This window comes from Methylobacterium haplocladii (genome assembly GCF_007992175.1).
GTDB classification, from domain to species: domain Bacteria; phylum Pseudomonadota; class Alphaproteobacteria; order Rhizobiales; family Beijerinckiaceae; genus Methylobacterium; species Methylobacterium haplocladii.
On record NZ_BJZT01000013.1, the window covers coordinates 126,166 to 143,416 of the forward strand.

Here is a 17,251-nt window from a genome sequence, read left to right on the forward strand (position 1 = left end):
GCGAACCGGCAGGTCGATGATGCTGCGATGCACCCGAGCGCGGGTTCACGCGTTGGAACGACGAGCGGGCATCATCCCAACAGGCGTCGAGTGAGACCATGGATATCGATCTGACCGGCAAGAGCGCCCTCGTCACCGGTTCGACGGGCGGCATCGGCTACGCGGTGGCGAAGGAGCTGGCGCGGCTCGGCGCCTACGTCGCCGTCAACGGGCGCACGGCAGAACGCGTCGATGCGGCGATCAAGCAGCTCAAGGGCGAGGTCGAGGGCGGCCAGTTCCTGGATGCGGTGGGCAGCGTCAGCTCGGCCGAGGGCGTCGCCGAACTCGTGGCCGGGCTGCCCAGGGTCGACATCCTGATCAACAATGCCGGCATCTTCGAGCCCAAACCATTCTTCGAGATCGAGGATCGCGACTGGCAGCGCTTCTTCGACGTCAACGTCATGAGCGGCGTGCGGCTGTCGCGGGCCTATGCGCCGGGCATGGTCGAGCGCGGCTGGGGGCGCGTGGTCTTCATCGCCAGCGAGTCGGGGATCAACATCCCCGCCGAGATGGTCCATTACGGGATGACCAAGACGGCTCAGCTCGCGGTCGCCCGCGGCCTCGCCGAGACCGTCGGCGGCAGCGGCGTCACCGTGAACAGCGTGTTGCCCGGCCCGACCCTTACCGAGGGTGTCGCGGATTTCCTGAAATCCATGGGCGGCAGCGGCGCGGATCTCGAACAGACCGGCCGCGACTTCATCGCCGAGAACCGGCCGACCTCCCTCATCAAGCGGCTCGCCCGGCCCGAAGAGGTGGCGAGCATGGTCGCCTATCTCTGCACCCCCGCTGCCAGTGCCACGACAGGCGCCGCCCTGCGGGTCGATGGCGGCGTGCTGCGCGGGATCGCCTGAGCGCGACCGATGAAGAGCGACGCCGGCCGCATCCCGGCCGGCGTCGCTCCGCAGGAGGGTCTCACCGGCCCGGATCAGGCCTTCAGATGCGCCGCGAGGTGCTTGTTCATCTCGAACATCGAGCACTTGTCCTTGCCGAAGACCTTCTTCAGCTTCTCGTCGGCGACGATCTCGCGCTTGTTTTCCGGGTTCTGGAGATTGTGCTTCTTGATGTGCTCCCAGACCTTGCTGACGACTTCGCCGCGCGCAAGCGGCTTGTCGCCGACGATGGCGGCGAGCTCGGGCGAGGGCTTGAGCGGCTGCTGAAGTGCGTTCGGCTTTGCGGCGGCCTTCGGCGCGGCGACCTTCTTCGCGGTCTCAGCTTTCGGCGCAGCAGCCTTGGTCGGTGTCTTAGCCATGGGTTCCCTCCGTTCGGCGCTGAAGCGCGGACATCCTGACGGGCCCGCCCCGCGGGCGCATAGCAGCAACAACTAGACGGTGACGCCGTCGTTCCAAGAGCGGAATGCATCCGTACCCGTGCCATCCACAGGTGCGACCCATTCGGAAGATCGTCTTAGCCCTCTCGGGGAGACTACGCAGTCACCGGTCGAAAGCTGTTCTCCGTCCTTTGCGACGAGGTCAAGCCGAAATGGGCGGTCTCCCCTTGGATCGGTTGGATTTCCCGCGGTTTTGGCAACCTCACGCTGCGTACCGCCGCCTCAGGTCGCGATCCCGCTGCCGACCGGCGATCGTGGTCCGCGGCCGCACCACGAAGTTGCGACAGGCCCCATGTCGTCCGCGCGAAGTCTTCCGCACGGAGGGCCCCGGGTCTATTCCCTCGCCATGTCCGTGACAGACGTCCCCACCTCCCTCGATACCGTCGCCCACGTCATTCAGGTCGCGCTGACACCGGTCTTCCTGCTCGGCGGCATCGCGACCCTGCTCAACGTGTTCGGTAGCCGGCTCGCCCGCGTCGCCGACCAGGCGCATGCCCTGTCGGACCGGATCGGGTCCGCCAGCCAGGCCGAGCGCGAGCGCATGCTGGTTCGGATCGCCTCGCTGCGCCTGCGCTCCCTCATCCTCGATGCGGCGGTCATCCTGGCGACGCTCGGGGGCGTCGCGGTCTGCGGCGCGGTCCTGACGCTGTTCGTGGGGGCGTTGCGCGATGCGACGGTCGCCGACGTGCTGTTCGCCTTGTTCGGTCTCGGCATCCTCTGCACGCTGTGCGCGCTCTCGCTCTTCGGCGTCGAGATGCTGCTGGCGAGCCGGAGCCTGCGGCGGCGTCTGGACCTGCGGCAGTCTCAGGCGGAGCGGACTACCGATATTCCGTAGACGCGCGTCTCGTGACTATCCCCGCGGGGAGACGCGGCGCGGTGAGAAAGCCTCCCGGCACAACGCGTTGCCCGGCCGTGGACAGGCGGTGAAACCGCGGAAGCGCGACGGTCCGAAGGATGAAGAAGCCTTGCGGTTCGATTGATGTCCATTAGATTGTGCGCAATCGCGGCGGGCGTGCTGCAGATTCTGCGAAGGTGAGTTCTTGTTGCTCCCGCAGTCGCCACTGGGAGTTCAACGTGCCGCGTTTCTACTTTGACGTGCATGACGGCGTCGACATCTGTGACGAGGTCGGTCGCGAACTGCCGGATCGTGCCGCTGTTCGCGAGGAAGCGCTCGGCGTCGCCATCAAGCTGCTGGCCGCGGAAGCCGCCGAGGCGAAGGAAATGACCCTCATCCTCACGGTCCGGGACCAATCCGGCGCGACGCCGCTCAAGATCCGTCTGGTGAGTCAGATCGAGGAGGGCTGACCGAGGCCACGGTTTCGCGCGCCAGCTCGATCAGGACCATGTCGAGAAGAACGCGAACGCGGAACGATCCTTCCGTTCCGAGCACTTCCCGTGCTTGCGCGCACAGTTCCGCGGCGTCCGGACCGGCAGCGTCGGCGTTCTCGGTCATGGATCGTCTCGATCGAGTGCTCTAGCGATGCCGTCGGTGCGGCGCGAGGACGAACATAGTCTCTGCGAGTCCCCCATCCATTTGCCCTAGCACTTCAGTCTGCAAGTCGACAGTTCTCGGTCCGGCCGGTGCAGCCAGCTCTCCGAATGTTCCCTGTTTCGGAACCCTTCGCGGTCCCTGCGCTTTGCCAGCCCTGTCGTCGCGATACGTCACCCGGGAACATCCGATGCCGACCGATCTGCCGAACGAGCGCATTCTGAAGCGGCCCGGCTCGCTGGAACTCGACCCGTCGTCCGGTGAGGGCGTCGCGGTCGACGAGACCGGGCGCCTGATCGCCTCGAGCAAGGTGGAGGGCACGCCGGTCTTCGACGGGGCCGGCGCGCGGCTCGGCTCGGTCTACAACTTCATGGTCGACAAGGTTTCGGGTCAGGTCGCCTATGCCGTCCTGTCCTTCGGCGGCTTCCTCGGGATCGGCGAGGCCTATCACCCGCTGCCGTGGAATGCGTTGACCTATTCGGTCGAACTCGGCGGCTACGTCGTCGACATCGACCGCGAGACCCTGAACGGAGCGCCGACGCACGGGCCGGGCGAGGACCCGTTCTCGGATCCGGCCTACGGCGAGCGTCTCAGGGGCCATTATGGGGGACGGAAGGCGCCGGCGGTGTGAGATCGCGGCGCATCACTCGGGTCCGAACGCGAACTCGCGTCCTGCCGGACACATCTCGGCCGGCGGATGGCGATCCTGGCCTCGTGGTCGCGATCTGAGAGGTGGCACCCAGGCGCTGGGTCCGCCTTCGACCGTTTGCAGCCTCTCAGAACGTCCGCTCGTGGAGAACCGCGAGTTGCAATCCATACGCCGATAAGCTGCCTACTACTTGGTAGGCAAAGTACGTTTCGCTGATTGCCGGAGGCTCACCAGAGAGCTGCACCAAGTTGCCGGGCGCGCGAGGCCGTCACTTCCCCAGCGGCACGCCCTTCGTGGTGAAACGCGGCGCGCCGGGGTGGCGCATGGGCCGCGGCCGGCCTCCAGGTTTGCCCGCACCCGTGCCCGTTCCCGGCGGCTGCGAGAGCGGAATGAGCTGGTCCGGCCTCGGCCCGATGAGATCCGCGCGGCCCATCGCCCGTAGCGCCTCGCGCAGCAGCGGCCAGTTTTCGGGGTCGTGGTAGCGCAGGAACGCTTTGTGCAGCCGGCGCTGCCGCATCCCCTTGATCGCGTCGACGGGCTCGCTGCCGCCGCGCCGCACGCCCTGCAACGGGTTGATCTCGGTGTGATACATCGTCGTGGCGGTCGCCATGGGCGAGGGCAGGAACGTCTGGACCTGATCGGCGCGATAGTCGTTCTTCTTGAGCCAGACGGCGAGGTTCATCATGTCCTCGTCGGTCGTGCCCGGATGCGCCGCGATGAAATACGGGATCAGGTAGTATTTCTTGCCGGCCTTCTTCGCCGCCGCCTCGAACATCTCCTTGAAGCGGTCGTAGGTGCCGATGCCCGGCTTCATCATCAGGTCGAGGGGGCCGCGCTCGGTGTGCTCGGGCGCGATCTTCAGGCGGCCGCCGACATGGTGGGTGACGAGCTCCTCGACATATTCGGGGCTTCGGACCGCGAGGTCGTAGCGGACGCCCGAGGCGACCATCACCTTCTTGACGCCCTCCACTTCGCGGACCTTGCGATAGAGCCGGATCAGGTCGTCGTGCGAGGTGTTCAGGTTCGGGCAGATGTCCGGAAAGACGCAGGACGGCAAGCGGCACGCCGCTTCGATCTTCGGGTCCTTGCAGGCCATCCGGTACATGTTGGCCGTCGGTCCGCCGACGTCGGAGATCACGCCCGTGAAACCCGGCGTCTTGTCGCGGATGTGCTCGATCTCGCGCAGGATCGAGCCTTCCGAGCGGTTCTGGATGACGCGGCCCTCGTGCTCGGTGATGGAGCAGAAGGTGCAGCCGCCGAAGCAGCCGCGCATGATCGTCACCGAGAACTTGATCATGTCCCAGGCGGGGATCTTCGCGTCGCCGTAGGAGGGATGGGGCGCGCGGGCATAGGGCAGGTCGTAGACCGCATCCATCTCCTCGCTGGTGAGCGGGATCGGCGGTGGGTTCAGCCACAGGTCGCGGTCGCCGTGGCGCTGGACGAGGGGGCGTGCGTTGCCGGGGTTGGCCTCCCGGTGCAGCACCCGCGAGGCGCGGGCATAGGCCTCCTTGTCGTCCTTGACCTCGTCGTAGGCGGGGAGCCGGATCACGGTCTCGCCCGGGCGGCGCATGGCGGCCTCGTCGGCCGAATCGAGATCGTCGGCGGGCAGCTCGGTGTAGTGCTCGGGCACGCGGCGGAACAGGGCGACGCCCCGGACGGAATCGAGGTCGCGCGGCGACGCGCCGGCCGCCAAGCGGTTCGCCACCTCGACCACGGCGCGCTCGGCATTACCGTAGAGGAGCAGGTCGGCCTTCGCGTCCGCCAGGATCGAGCGGCGCACCTTGTCGGACCAGTAATCGTAGTGCGCGATGCGGCGCAGCGACGCCTCGATGCCGCCGAGGATGATCGGCACGTCCTTGTAGGCCTCGCGGCAGCGCTGCGTGTAGACGATGGTGCAGCGGTCCGGGCGCGCGCCGCCTTCCCCGCCCGCCGTATAGGCGTCGTCGCTGCGCAGGCGACGGTCCGCCGTGTAGCGGTTCACCATCGAATCGAGGTTGCCGCCGGTGACGCCGAAGAACAGCGCCGGCCGGCCCAGGGCCTTGAACGGCTCCGCCGATTGCCAGTCGGGCTGCGCGATGATGCCGACCCGGAACCCCTGCGCTTCGAGCAGCCGGCCGATGATCGCCATGCCGAAGCTCGGGTGATCGACATAGGCGTCACCCGTCACCAGGACGATGTCGCAGGAATCCCACCCGAGCGCATTCATCTCGGCGCGGCTCATGGGCAGGAACGGCGCCGCTTCCCTGGGACGCGACAGCGTGCAGGCGAGGGGAGCCGGGGAGCGACTCGCGGAAACTTGGAGGTCCATGGGGCCGGTGCATAGACCGCCAAGGCGGTGAGCTCAACGAAGAGCCGGAAGGCCGGGAGCCGCGGCCTCGTCGATGCGGCTGACGATTGCTGTCACTCTGCGCCGGCCGCGGAACGCGGGCACAGGCTGGGAAGCGCGTATTCCCTCGCCGGCGAGCGTCCGTCCGGCAGCGGTGTCTGTTCAACGTCTGGTTATGAGGACGGAAGCTTGAACGGCGTGGTCGGGTCGTGTGCGGAAGGTCCGCTCCGAGCTGAAGGGCTCAGGTCCGGTCGCCACTCAACTCTGACGTTCGCGGCGGGCACCGAACGTAAGAGTCCGACCACGTGGCAGACCCTCGTCGGCAGGCCGTTGCGTCGTCCGCCGAGCGTCGCAGGGTCCTGTCGGTTTCGACTGAACCGCCGCGCGTCGCCTCTGCCGAAATCCGCGTCGTACGAAGATGCGCCGCGAAGCGGCTCACGGCGCTTCGCGGACGATCGTATTCAGACGCCGCACGGCGTGTTGCGCCGGGATCCGGATCGCGTTCCGCATCGGGTCGTGCGTTCGCCTTAAGGCGACGCGTCACGAGCCCGACGGGGCGCCTTGTTTCGATGCGAACGGTTTCCGGTCGGCCACCGCCTGCATCCGCAACAAATCAGAACTTGCCGCCGAGGCCGACACCGCCTCCCGGCGTCATGGCCGGACCCATGCTGCCACCGCTGCCGCGGCGACCGCCGGTGTCGGCGCCTTCGAGGTCTTCGCGGTTGATGCGGCGCGGGCCGGCATCGGCGCTGCGGGTATCGCCCTTCACCGTCTTGGGGAGGGCGAGCTGGCGGGTCGGTGCGGCCGGTATGGCGTTGCCGTCTTCGTCGACCGCAGCGGTGCGCTGCGGAGCCGTCTTGATCGAACCGCGCATGGAGGGCGGCGGACCGACTTCGCTTTCCGGCATCACGCCGCCGCCGCCGCCGAGCGCGCCGCCGATGGCGTTGCAGCCGCCGAGCGCGGCGGCGAGGAGCGCCACGGCGCAGAGTCTCGACGGAAGGGACATGGGCTGCGGATCCTCGAACAAGCCACTTGCGATCCGGCGGGCTAGACCGTGTTCCGGGCACCTCTAAGACCAGGATTGGGCGAAAAACAGACATTGCCCCGGCATGCGAGCTGCATCTCCGGCGCTGTCCGCAGCGATCCGTCCGCCGTCGTACGGTTTTGGGCGGGCGTTGCACCGTTGCGTCACAGTCGTCTGCGCCGGGGCGGCGGCTCGCCATCTTGTGGCTGTGCCGGGTCCACATCTTCGCCCAGGTCGGCGGCGATACCGGCCGTCCCGGACAGCCGGCACTTTGCCGGATGATTAACCGGTCGTTAACGAAGCCGGCCGAACCTGAATGGCGTATCGTCGTTCGTACGGGTGGGGCTTAGATCGAGGTAGACGGGTGCTGAGACTGATCCGGACGATCGCGTCGCTGACGATCGTTTTTGGCTCCCTGGCGACGGTGGCGCGCGCCGGGGACAACGGCTCCCCGGGCCAGCCCGAGACGCCGCCCAGCGCACCCGCGACCCCGCCGCCTGCACAGCCCCCCGTCGCGCAGCCCACGGGCTCCGCGCCGGCTGCGACGCCGGTGGCGCCCCCGGCCGGCACGGCGACCGCCCCGAGCAAGGGTACGCCCGCGCTGGTTCTCGACACCGACGACTACGAGGGCCTTCTCGGGAAGAGCGTACGCGCCCAGAACGGCGACGACCTCGGCCGGATCATCGACGTGATCGTCGACCGGGACGGCCGTCCGCGCGCCGCCATCATCGATTTCGGCGGCTTCCTCGGCGTCGGCTCGCGCAAGATCGCGGTAGACTGGCGCGTCCTGAAGTTCGCCACCGAGGGCAAGGTCGGGCGCATCACGCTGGCCTTGAACCGCAACCAGGTCCGGGTCTCGCCCGAATACAAGACCGGCGAGCCGATCGTCGTACTGGGCGCCTCGGGCTTGAGCGCGCCGGCGACCGAAGGCGATCCGCCCGCCGTCGCCGCTCAGGAGAAGCCGCCCACAACCGACAAGGCCGCCGAGAAGCCGGAGAAGGCGCCGGACAAGTGATGGCTCACCGCCCGCTGGAGAGACGCGCCATCGGAACGCGCGACATGCCCCGGCCGGATCAGCGCGGACGCGCCGGGCGCCCGGTGCTGCGCCGCGACGCTTCGGTGGGCGGCCCGAGCCCGGAGGCGCCGGCACCTTCGAAGGCCAGCGGCCGGGGGCTCGACGCTTTCACCTTCTTCATCGCCAACCTGCAGACCGGCTTCGGCCCGTTCCTCGCGGTCTACTTCACCCAGCAGAAATGGACGCAGTCCGATATCGGCCTCGCGCTGACCGTCGGCGGCCTCGTCAGCCTGTTGGGCCAAGTGCCGGGCGGCGCCTTCGTCGACGCCTCGCGCTCCAAGCGCTTCGCCGCCGCCTTCTCCGCGATCTTCGTCGGCGCCAGCGCGGTGATGCTGGCTGCCTTCCCGAGCTACCTCGTGGTGCTCCTCGCCATGGCGATCCACTCGGCCGCGAGCTGCGTGCTGACGCCCGCCATCGCCGCCATCGGCATCGGCATGGTCGGCCACGCGAAGGCCGGTACGCGGCTCGGACGCAACGCGAGCTTCTCGGCCATCGGCAATGCGCTCGGCGCCGCCTCGATGGGGGCGATCGGCTATTACCTCACCAACGACGCGGTCTTTTACTTCGCCGGCGCGCTGGTGGTGCCGGCCCTGTTCGCGCTGTCCTTCATCCCGGCGCGCACGGTCGCCGAGGTCTCGCAGCCCGAGGCCGGCGCGACCGATGCCGAGGGCTCCGGCTCGGTGAAGGCGCTGCTCACCAACCGGGCGCTGCTGTGCTTCGCCGCCTGCATGGTGCTGTTCTTCCTGGCCAACGCCGCGATGATGCCGCTGGTCGGCAGCGTGCTGACGCTGCGGGCCAGCGAGACCGCCACCGCGCTCGTCGCCGCCTGCATCATGGTCCCGCAGGCCGTGCTGGCGCTGACCGCGCCGCTGGCCGGCCGCCTCGCGCAGAGCTGGGGCCGCAAGCCGCTGCTGCTGATCGGCTTCGCGGCGCTGCCGATCCGCGGCCTGCTCTTCGCCTATGTCGACAGCCCGTACTGGCTCGTGGCGATCCAGGTCTTCGACGGCGTCTCGGCCTCGGTGCTCGGGGTGATGGTGCCGCTCATCGTCTCCGACGTCACCCGCAAGACCGGCCGCTTCAACCTCGCGCTCGGCGCCGTCGGCACGGCGATGGGGCTCGGAGCCGCGCTCTCGACTTCGCTCGGCGGCTACATGGCCGACAGCCTCGGGAGCCACACCGCCTTCCTCGGCCTCGCCATCGTCGGCGCGCTCGGCACCGTCCTCGTCGCGCTGGTGATGCCGGAGACGCGCCGGCCGGAGGCCTGACCGCTCAACGCGCGTTCAGGTTCCGGAGGCTATGAGCGCAAAAGCCGCGACGGGCCGAAACATAAGGCGACGCTTTGCGTTGCGTTTCGGGGGCCCCCTTGCGTCCAGGGCCGTTCTCCTCCAGCGCTGACGCAATCGATCGAATCGGGACTGACGATCGCGATGGAAGAACTCCACCACTACGCGAACAGGCCGTTCGCCTTCGTCGGACGCTATCTGCGGCGGCGCCTCCTGCCGCACCTCGTGATCCTGTTCTCGGTGCTCGGCGCCGTCAGCTTCTCGGTCTCGACCGACTGGGCGCTGAAGGGCGTGGTCGATTCGCTGAGCAAGGGCCCGGCCTCCGGCCATGTCTGGACCGCGCTGATCGTGCTGATCGCCTTCATCGCCGCCGACAACCTGCTCTGGCGCGTCGCGGCCCTCGTCGGGGCCTTCACCTTCGTCGGCGTCACCGGCGACATCCGCCGCGACCTGTTCCGCCACCTCACCGGGCACTCGCCCTCGTTCTTCGCCGACCGCCAGCCCGGCACGCTGGCCTCGCGCATCACCGCCACCTCGAACGCGATCTTCACCGTCGAGAACATGGCGACCTTCAACGTGATGCCGCCCTGCGTCGCGGCCACGCTGTCGATCCTCTACATCGGCACCGTGAACCTCACGATGGCGCTGGTGCTGGCCGGCATCTTCGGCGCCGTCGTCCTGCTGATGTTCAAGATGGCCTCGGCCGGCAAGCCGCTGCACCACGACTTCGCCTCGAAGGCCGCCTCGGTCGACGGCGAGATGGTCGACCTCGTCGGCAACATGAGCCTGGTCCGCGCCTTCTCGGCGTTCCGCCGCGAGCAGCACCGCTTCGAGGGCACCATCGGCACCGAGATGCGCTCGCGCCGCTCCTCGCTGCTCTATCTCGAGAAGCTGCGCATCACCCACGCCTTCCTCACCGTCGTCTCGATCCTCGGCCTGCTCTACTGGGTGATCAAGATGTGGGAGGCGGGGGCCGCCACCAACGGTCAGGTCGTGCTGGTCACGACGCTCGGTATCCGCATCCTCGCCGCCACCCGCGACCTCGCCGTGGCGCTGGTGGACGCGACCCAGCACACGGCCCGCCTGTCGGAGGCGCTGCACACCCTGCTGCAGCCGCACGACCTCGTCGACCACCCCGAGGCCGTGGCGCTGAAGGGCGAGACCGGCGCCGAGATGACCTTCGACCACGTCGCCTTCAAGTATCCCGACGGCCGCTCGGTCTTCTCGGATTTCAACCTGACGATCCAGCCGGGCCAGAGCGTCGGCCTCGTCGGCCGCTCAGGCGGCGGCAAGTCCACCCTGTTCTCGCTGATCCAGCGCTTCTACGAGGTCGGCACCGGCAAGATCCTGATCAACGGCCACGACATCACCCTGGTGACGCAGGAATCCTTGCGCGAGGCGATCACCGTCGTCCCCCAGGACGTCTCGATGTTCCACCGCACGCTTCGCGAGAACATCCGGTATGGACGGCCCGACGCCAGCGACGAGGACGTCTGGAAGGCCGCCGACGCCGCCCATTGCACCGACTTCATCCAGGCCCTGCCCGAGGGCTTCGACACCATCGTCGGCGACCGTGGCGTGAAGCTGTCGGGCGGCCAGCGCCAGCGCATCGCCATCGCCCGCGCCATCCTCAAGGATTCGCCGATCCTGCTCCTCGACGAGGCGACCTCGGCGCTGGACGCCGAATCCGAGGAGGCGATCCGCCACGCGCTCGCCAACCTGATGAAGGGCCGTACGGTGATCGCCATCGCCCACCGGCTCTCGACCCTGAAGGACTTCGACCGCATCGTCGTCCTCGACGACGGCCGCATCGCCCAGGACGGCTCGCCCGAGATGCTCACCCACAAGGAGGGCTTTTATCGCGAGCTGATGAAGAAGGAATCAATGTCGATGTCGCTCGCGGCGGCGTGATCGGCATCCTGCCCGGCCGCGGGATCGTGCCGAGACGTTGGCACCCAGCGCTTGCGGAATCCGCAACGAGCAGTACCTTTACCGGCATGTCGTTCGAGACCATGCACACCCTGCGCAAGGCGCCCGACGCATCGCCGCTCTTTCCGGAGTTGAGCGTGGTCGCGACCCTGCGTGACGCCGTGACCGACGACGGCGTGACCGTCCCGGCCGGCTCGCGCGGAACCGTGGTGGCGGTCTACGCGGCGGGGGCGGCGTATGAGGTGGAGTTCGCTCGCCCCATTATCGGCAACATGACCCTCCCCGTCGAAGCGCTCGCTGCCGCCTGAAGCGTGTCCGCGTCCGGCAGGCCGGTGCCGGCACCCTGCATTCCCGACGCGAAGATCGGTGGCTATCTTCTGGACGTGACCCACGCCGAAGGCGGCCCGAAAGCCGCGTTCTTCCTGTCGCGTGGGTTCAGTCGGGACGATCCGCGCCCATTCATCCAAGCGCTGCTGGACTATGGGCAGCCGCACACCTTCGTACGGTACGAGCGCAACAGCTACGTCACCAAGCTCATCCACGAAGGGCCGATGCCGATGCCCGACGGCAGCGCGCCGAGGATCCGATCAGTCTGGCGTTTGATCGAGGACGATCGACTGATGGTGCTGGTCACGGCCTACGCATTCTAGACCGATGCCGGGCCGCGGCGTTGTCGCTCGCGACAGCCCACCCTCAAGCCGGCAGCACGACCACCTTCGTCTTCACCGGCGTGCGGGCATAGAGGTGGATCATGTCCTGGCTCAGCAGGCCGACGCAGCCGCTGGTGATGCCGCTGCCGATCGTCTCGGGGTCGCTCGAGGCGTAGATCGTGTAGAGCGTGTAGGCGCCGTTCTGGTAGAGGTGCAGTGTGCGGGCGCCCAGCGGGTTGTCGAGCCCGCCCGGCATGCCTCGGGCGTATTTGGCGGCCTCGGGCTGGCGCTTGATCATCTCCTTCGGCGGCGTCCATGTCGCCCATTCGGACTTGCGGCCGACATAGGCGTCGCCGTGCCACAAGAACCCGTCCCGGCCGACATTGGCGCCGTAGCGCGTGGCCGCGCCGTCGCCCTCGATGCGGTAGACATGGAACTTGCCCGGATCGACCACGATCGTGCCGGGCGCTTCCTTGGTCTCGTACTGCACGACCCGCCGATAGAACTTCGGATCCATTCTGCTGATGTCGGCGGCCGGAATCGGAAATTTCTCGTCCGGCATCGGCCCGTAGACCTGCCGCGCCTCGGCGAGCAGCAGGGTATCGGTGCCCGAGCACCCGGCGAGCCCGAGCGCCCCGAGACCGGCGGCCGTGCCGCCGAGGAAGGCCCGGCGGTTTAGCAGCCAGCGCCGGCGTTCGGCCAGAGCGGCCGCCGCGGCCCCGCTGCTCGCGATGTCATCATCCCGCATCATGACCCTGGGATCCCCTTTACGGCGCTCGACGCGCGTGCGGACGGCCCTTGGCGTGTCCTGCCACGTTGAGATGGCCGATCTGCAGCACAGTTTGCACGCTCGGCTTTTCCCGTATGGGACCGACTGTGCGGCATCCGTGAGGCAGGGGAGGGGTCGTTTCTCCGTTTATCCAGATGTCGGTTACGCTGAGCGATATCAATCGCTATCGAAGCGTTCAGGCCATACCTTGCCAGACGCTGGGCCGTCATTGCGAGGCGAAGCCGAAGCAATCCAGGGCCAACGCTCTGAGGTCGGCGTGTTGGCCCTGGATTGCTTCGCTGCGCTCGCAATGACGATGAGCGATCCGAGGCGATGAAACAGAAACCGTATCGGAGGTGGCGATCCGCGCAGCGCTCGCGCGCCTGAGGAGGGGCCGCACGGTAATCGTCTTCGCGCACCGGCCTTCGACGATAAACAACGGCAAGGTTTGTCGTGCTCGAATGATGGTGGACGCAAACTTACTCAACAGCTGTCGAACTTACTCAATCGCTCTGGGACCATAATGCGATGCGAGGAAGCAAGCGTTCGACTGGGCAGCTCTGTACGATTGCAATCGGCCGATAGCGATTTTCTGGCTTCCATTCAGCAAAACTTCATCACCGGATGCCGTAGCAAGTGTGCTGCTGTCATCCGGTATCGCGTGCTCAATCGATAAGTAAATAGCCACATAGGCTCGCCGACAAAAAGATTCTTTCTTGTCGATGCCGCAGCTACCACACGTACTAAACATCATACAGCGAACCCGCCGATCACATGTTAAGTTTTTACTCCCCTGCTAACAACGGCAAGGTCGGGAAGCGTTTTTGCGGCAAGCTGAGAAACTCGAAGATTTATCTTGCTATCTATTTTTTGAAGAAACTTCGAAGATCTAAGTGTGCTTTTAAATGATCCATATGTATCGCGATCATATGCATCAACGGCAGCATCATAAAACATAGCCGTTGCTTTAGAAGTATATTTTTTTATGCCATTATGAAACTCAGTTGAAGACATGGATCTTAGATTCATGTGCGGCGAATCAATTTTTGAGAATTTTTTAATTAACTTGTGCGTGCAATAACAAATCCAATAGGTGCTTGCAACGCTCAACAAACCTGAGTTTTGATCGTTGCCAATGCCTTCGAGAAGCTGTTGCCGCTCAAAATCTGACATAGTATCGATTAGCCAACCGAGATATGCCTCGGGTGCCTGAATGCCTTTATGGAATATTTTCTGATATGGCTGGTCGAATAACTCACCCTTGTTGCCGACCGCTTGTACGAGAAACTCTTGGTGAGAAGCCGCAAGATATTGAGCCAACCTATCAAGTTCGATGATATTTTGGTCTTTCTTCTTTCTGGCTCCCGCAAGTTTTGGAGCATAATTTATTCCGACCGACTTAAATTGCTCACGTAAAGTCTGCTGTATGTTGTCCGCAGACCTAACGCTCCAAATTTTCACTGCATTCTGAGAATTATTGTAGCGGACAATGTCGGTTTTTATCGAAGATTTTGCCGCGATTATACGTGCTAAAACCTTTGCCTTTGGCGTTGCCTTGGCTTGGACCAGACTTGACGTCGTTTGGCAGCCGTTTACAATACTGAATCTTTTTAATCTCAACGTAGATCCATCGTGTTGTTTGTCTAATAAATCTACCGTATCCGCAACGATTGTAATACCGTTATTGAGTGCCCAGAAAGACCCGGGCTCTTCTTTGGCTGTTTTTATAATTTGCTCGTTGATCCCACCCTTGCGAGCCCCAAGAAACAGCCGAATATTACCAGCAAAAAGCTCGTCATTATGTTCTTTATGAAGTCGCTGTAGTTCTTGGGCGCTCACAGATCCAATCCAAGCACGCCCATACTCCCCATGATCTTCAATATAATCGCCAGAGAAGCTAAGAGTATCCTCAGCGATGCCCCTTTCCGAATTAACTAGAGCTCTATACTTTGCCTCAATATCTTCCTGCCCGAGATAAAAATAATCTACTTCAGTTGCTTTTGAGTCCGCTTGATGAGCCGTTACGGAGTCAATGATCTCTTGAGATTTTAAGCCAAGAGATATAAGCCCGACTATAACTGTGTGTTCTGGATACGCCTCTTTCATGTTTCGAAGAGATTCTGCTAAATCCGGTCTTCCCGCGGAGATTAAAGCCTGTGGATCTTTCACAAATGGGATGGATGCGACCACGGCGTCCCATTTATTTTTAGGAGTTTTTTTGCTGGTGTTGTCTGGGCAATGAGCTTGGAGAACCACGATCTCTTCTGACGTGTCGTCGTAAAATATGAGATCTATTCCCTGATCGTTTCCGCCATCTGCGGCCGCTGCTTCTAAGGCCTCATCTTCATCCACACTAAAAAAATTAATGGCGAACCACGAAGCGAAAGCCTTGCTCCTTGTAATTTGACCTCTTTTTGCAAGCTCATCAATTGATGCTAAAATATCACTGAGTTCTTTATTGGCCATTATTGCACCGTCAATCTTAGAAAATCGTTAGGTCTTCTGCCTCAACATAGACCGCTTTTACAATCTCATCTAGGGGGATCGGGTGTTGCCGATCGTTTTTTTACCAGCGTTGTGTTCACCAAGCTGCTGTATAAGATCGCTAACTGGCCATTTTCCATTTTTTATTTCAGTGACCTTCAAAAGGGACTTCATTTACACAACATCAATCGCCGAAACGTCCGAAAGAGTGAGGTTGAAGGGACGCGTCGAGGCTTACCGTAGCGTCGTAACATGCAAATGAGTCGGGCGTGATCGCCAGCTACGACCATATGCCGCGAGCTGCCGTGCGTTGCCATTTGAGGAGCATCTGCCGCGGGCGCTCGCTTCGAGGTACGTCCCTACATAGCCTGAATGACCGAGCTCAGCGCAAAGCCGTTGACTACTGCGGAGCGAGCAGACGGCTGATTTCGTTACATGAGTTTTCGAAAGCAGCCAGATCGCTCTTCACTCGTTTGCGCAATCCGGATGTATGGTTCGGAGGTAAGAGGGTATAGCGGTGGGGGCTCATCCCGCCTTCACCCTCTGCGCCCGCGACACCCGCGAGCGCGACCGCCCAGGGCGATCCAGCCGCTGCGCGAGCGCAAGAACCCGGACGGCGCGGGCGAAGGCGGCGGGGGTTGCGGACGGGTCCAGTTCGACCCGTTCGACCAGATGCTCGGCCGCGCGCAGCACCCGCTCCGCCAGGAAACCGCGCCGCGCCCGGCGCTCGCCCTCCGCACTGAGGGGCGAGGCGTCGGCGCCCGTCGGCCGGATCCAGCCGCCCTCCAGCACGTGGCGCGAGATGGTCGCGCGCGGCACGCCGGTGATTTTCGCGATGGCCCGGTAGGACAGGGCGCTCGTCTCGATCAGCCGCCGCACCTTGGCCAGCGCCGCCGGAGCGTGCGGGCGTCCCGCCACGGGCTCGGGCCTCGGCTCCTCCGGGAGCGCCGCCGACAATCTGAGTACGCTTCCCCACATATAGGAATAATGTCACAGACCGCGCCGGATGTCAAGATTTTCGCGTTCCCTCCCTGGCCCGATCGCGCACGGGACCCGCGTCGGGATCCGTCGGAGCGAACGGTGCGACAATGGGATCGGCCCTGCGGGACGGCCCGGGACAGTTGGGACAACCGTCCCGAATTCCGCTCTGTCGAACGATCCTGGGTGCTGGCCGGACCTGAGATCGCTTCCGGCCGATCACCTCGACCGGGATTTGATCGATCCGATCGAAGTCGGCACGGGCAAATTCGACGTGATCGGACGCGACTTGGCCGGACCCGGCTTGGCCGATTTCGACTTGGCCGATTTCGACGTGGCCGGACTCGATCTGGCCCCTGCGACGTGCGGCGCTCGATCGGGGACCGGCCCGGCTAAGGCGCGCGCGCGAACGTCAGATAGCTTGGCCGCCGGCCGGCCGCCTTGGCCTTGGCTTCGTAGCGGGTGCCGGGCCAGCCCGGGAACGGCGTCGTCCAGTCGTCCGCACCGTTGGCCGTCCAGCGTAAGCCGGGGCAGCGGGCGGTGCGGACCAGGGTCCAGCCGGCATAGTCGTCGATGTCGGTGGCGAAGCGGAACAGGCCGCCGGGCCTGAGCACCCGGGCGATCTCGGCCAGCGACGCGTCGGAGACGAAGCGGCGCTTGCGCTGGCGGCGCTTCGGCCAGGGGTCCGGGTAGAGCAGGTAGACCCGGGCGAGGCTGGCATCGGGCAGGGCGGCGAGGAGTTGCGTCGCGTCCTCGTCGCGGATGCGGACGTTGCTCAGGGCGCGTTCGTCGATCTCGCCGAGCAGCTTGACGACGCCGTTCACGAACGGCTCGCAGCCGATGATGCCGGTGCCGGGATGTTTTTCGGCGTTGTCGGCGAGGTGCTCGCCGCCGCCGAAGCCGATCTCGAGCCAGACCTCCTCGACGGGGCTTTGAAACAGCGCGGACGGGTCGAGGCGGCCGCCGTTCTCGGGCAGCACGATGCGGAGCGACGGGAGCAGCGCGGCGAGGCGATCTTCCTGGCCGGGGCGCAGGCGCTTGCCCTTGCGGCGGCCGAAGAAGGCGCGCTCTGGGGATTCGGGCTGAATGGACGTGGCCTCGTGCTGAACGCGCTAGACCCTCTCCCCTCTGCGGGAGAGGGTGGCCCTCGCGTCGGCGAGGGTCGGGAGAGGGAGCTCCGGTTCCGGAGAGGGTGCTCCCCTCTCCCGACCCGCTTCGCGGGCCACCCT

The 17,251-nt window shown here is 65.1% G+C and carries 16 protein-coding genes; 9 read left to right on the top strand and 7 right to left on the bottom strand.

Annotated features, from left to right (window positions below; all coding sequences use genetic code 11):
* Window positions 1-98: 98 nt before the first annotated feature.
* A complete protein-coding gene (locus MHA02_RS07105; protein ID WP_147077947.1) occupies window positions 99-890 on the top strand; it encodes an SDR family NAD(P)-dependent oxidoreductase in 792 nt (263 codons plus the stop codon).
* Between the two features lie 74 nt (window positions 891-964).
* On the opposite strand, the gene MHA02_RS07110 is transcribed toward MHA02_RS07105, so the two are convergent.
* Window positions 965-1,288: an SWIB/MDM2 domain-containing protein gene (locus tag MHA02_RS07110; protein ID WP_147077948.1), complete on the bottom strand. Its 324-nt coding sequence runs from the start codon at window positions 1,286-1,288 to the stop codon at window positions 965-967.
* Window positions 1,289-1,712: 424 nt separating this feature from the next.
* Here MHA02_RS07110 and MHA02_RS07115 point away from each other — a divergent pair, with 424 nt between their 5' ends.
* The 3 genes from MHA02_RS07115 to MHA02_RS07125 all read left to right on the top strand — a co-directional run bounded on the left by MHA02_RS07115 (window position 1,713) and on the right by MHA02_RS07125 (window position 3,486).
* A complete protein-coding gene (locus MHA02_RS07115; protein WP_147077949.1) occupies window positions 1,713-2,201 on the top strand; it encodes a DUF2721 domain-containing protein in 489 nt (162 codons plus the stop codon).
* 239 nt (window positions 2,202-2,440) lie between these two features.
* Entirely contained in the window at window positions 2,441-2,671 is a 231-nt protein-coding gene (locus MHA02_RS07120) for a DUF6894 family protein (protein WP_147077950.1), read from the top strand.
* 374 nt (window positions 2,672-3,045) lie between these two features.
* Window positions 3,046-3,486 carry a PRC-barrel domain-containing protein gene (locus tag MHA02_RS07125; protein WP_147077951.1) on the top strand — a complete coding sequence of 147 codons (441 nt, stop codon included), beginning with the start codon at window positions 3,046-3,048 and terminating at the stop codon, window positions 3,484-3,486.
* Window positions 3,487-3,772: 286 nt separating this feature from the next.
* Here MHA02_RS07125 and MHA02_RS07130 read toward each other — a convergent pair whose 3' ends face one another.
* Window positions 3,773-5,812, bottom strand: coding sequence for a YgiQ family radical SAM protein (locus MHA02_RS07130; RefSeq protein ID WP_147077952.1), 2,040 nt, complete (start codon window positions 5,810-5,812; stop codon window positions 3,773-3,775).
* A 631-nt stretch (window positions 5,813-6,443) separates the two neighbouring features.
* Window positions 6,444-6,836: a hypothetical protein gene (locus MHA02_RS07135; protein ID WP_147077953.1), complete on the bottom strand. Its 393-nt coding sequence runs from the start codon at window positions 6,834-6,836 to the stop codon at window positions 6,444-6,446.
* A gap of 382 nt (window positions 6,837-7,218) precedes the next feature.
* Here MHA02_RS07135 and MHA02_RS07140 point away from each other — a divergent pair, with 382 nt between their 5' ends.
* The 5 genes from MHA02_RS07140 (at window position 7,219) to MHA02_RS07160 (ending at window position 11,791) form a co-directional block, all read left to right on the top strand.
* Window positions 7,219-7,869: a PRC-barrel domain-containing protein gene (locus MHA02_RS07140; RefSeq protein ID WP_238180314.1), complete on the top strand. Its 651-nt coding sequence runs from the start codon at window positions 7,219-7,221 to the stop codon at window positions 7,867-7,869.
* Window positions 7,869-9,194: an MFS transporter gene (locus MHA02_RS07145; protein ID WP_147077955.1), complete on the top strand. Its 1,326-nt coding sequence runs from the start codon at window positions 7,869-7,871 to the stop codon at window positions 9,192-9,194. Before MHA02_RS07140 ends, MHA02_RS07145 begins: the two co-directional genes overlap by 1 nt.
* 162 nt (window positions 9,195-9,356) lie before the next feature.
* Entirely contained in the window at window positions 9,357-11,123 is a 1,767-nt protein-coding gene (locus MHA02_RS07150) for an ABC transporter ATP-binding protein (RefSeq protein ID WP_147077956.1), read from the top strand.
* Window positions 11,124-11,209: 86 nt separating this feature from the next.
* On the top strand, window positions 11,210-11,449 hold the full coding sequence (locus MHA02_RS07155; RefSeq protein WP_244612407.1) for a DUF4926 domain-containing protein: 240 nt from the start codon (window positions 11,210-11,212) through the stop codon (window positions 11,447-11,449).
* A 3-nt stretch (window positions 11,450-11,452) separates the two neighbouring features.
* Entirely contained in the window at window positions 11,453-11,791 is a 339-nt protein-coding gene (locus MHA02_RS07160; protein WP_170249084.1) for a DUF6883 domain-containing protein, read from the top strand.
* Between the two features lie 43 nt (window positions 11,792-11,834).
* Here the strand turns inward: MHA02_RS07160 and MHA02_RS07165 are convergent, their stop codons facing one another.
* From MHA02_RS07165 to trmB, 4 genes are all read right to left on the bottom strand, one after another.
* Window positions 11,835-12,542, bottom strand: coding sequence for a L,D-transpeptidase (locus MHA02_RS07165; protein WP_174804653.1), 708 nt, complete (start codon window positions 12,540-12,542; stop codon window positions 11,835-11,837).
* Window positions 12,543-13,337: 795 nt separating this feature from the next.
* Window positions 13,338-15,026: an AIPR family protein gene (locus MHA02_RS07170; RefSeq protein ID WP_147077959.1), complete on the bottom strand. Its 1,689-nt coding sequence runs from the start codon at window positions 15,024-15,026 to the stop codon at window positions 13,338-13,340.
* 543 nt (window positions 15,027-15,569) lie between these two features.
* Window positions 15,570-15,962 (bottom strand): hypothetical protein, encoded by a 393-nt coding sequence (locus MHA02_RS07175; protein WP_147077960.1) that lies wholly within the window; start codon window positions 15,960-15,962, stop codon window positions 15,570-15,572.
* A gap of 452 nt (window positions 15,963-16,414) precedes the next feature.
* The gene (gene trmB, locus MHA02_RS07180) at window positions 16,415-17,110 is read right to left on the bottom strand and encodes a tRNA (guanine(46)-N(7))-methyltransferase TrmB (protein ID WP_147077961.1); all 696 of its coding nucleotides are present in this window, start codon (window positions 17,108-17,110) and stop codon (window positions 16,415-16,417) included.
* Between the last annotated feature and the right edge of the window lie 141 nt (window positions 17,111-17,251).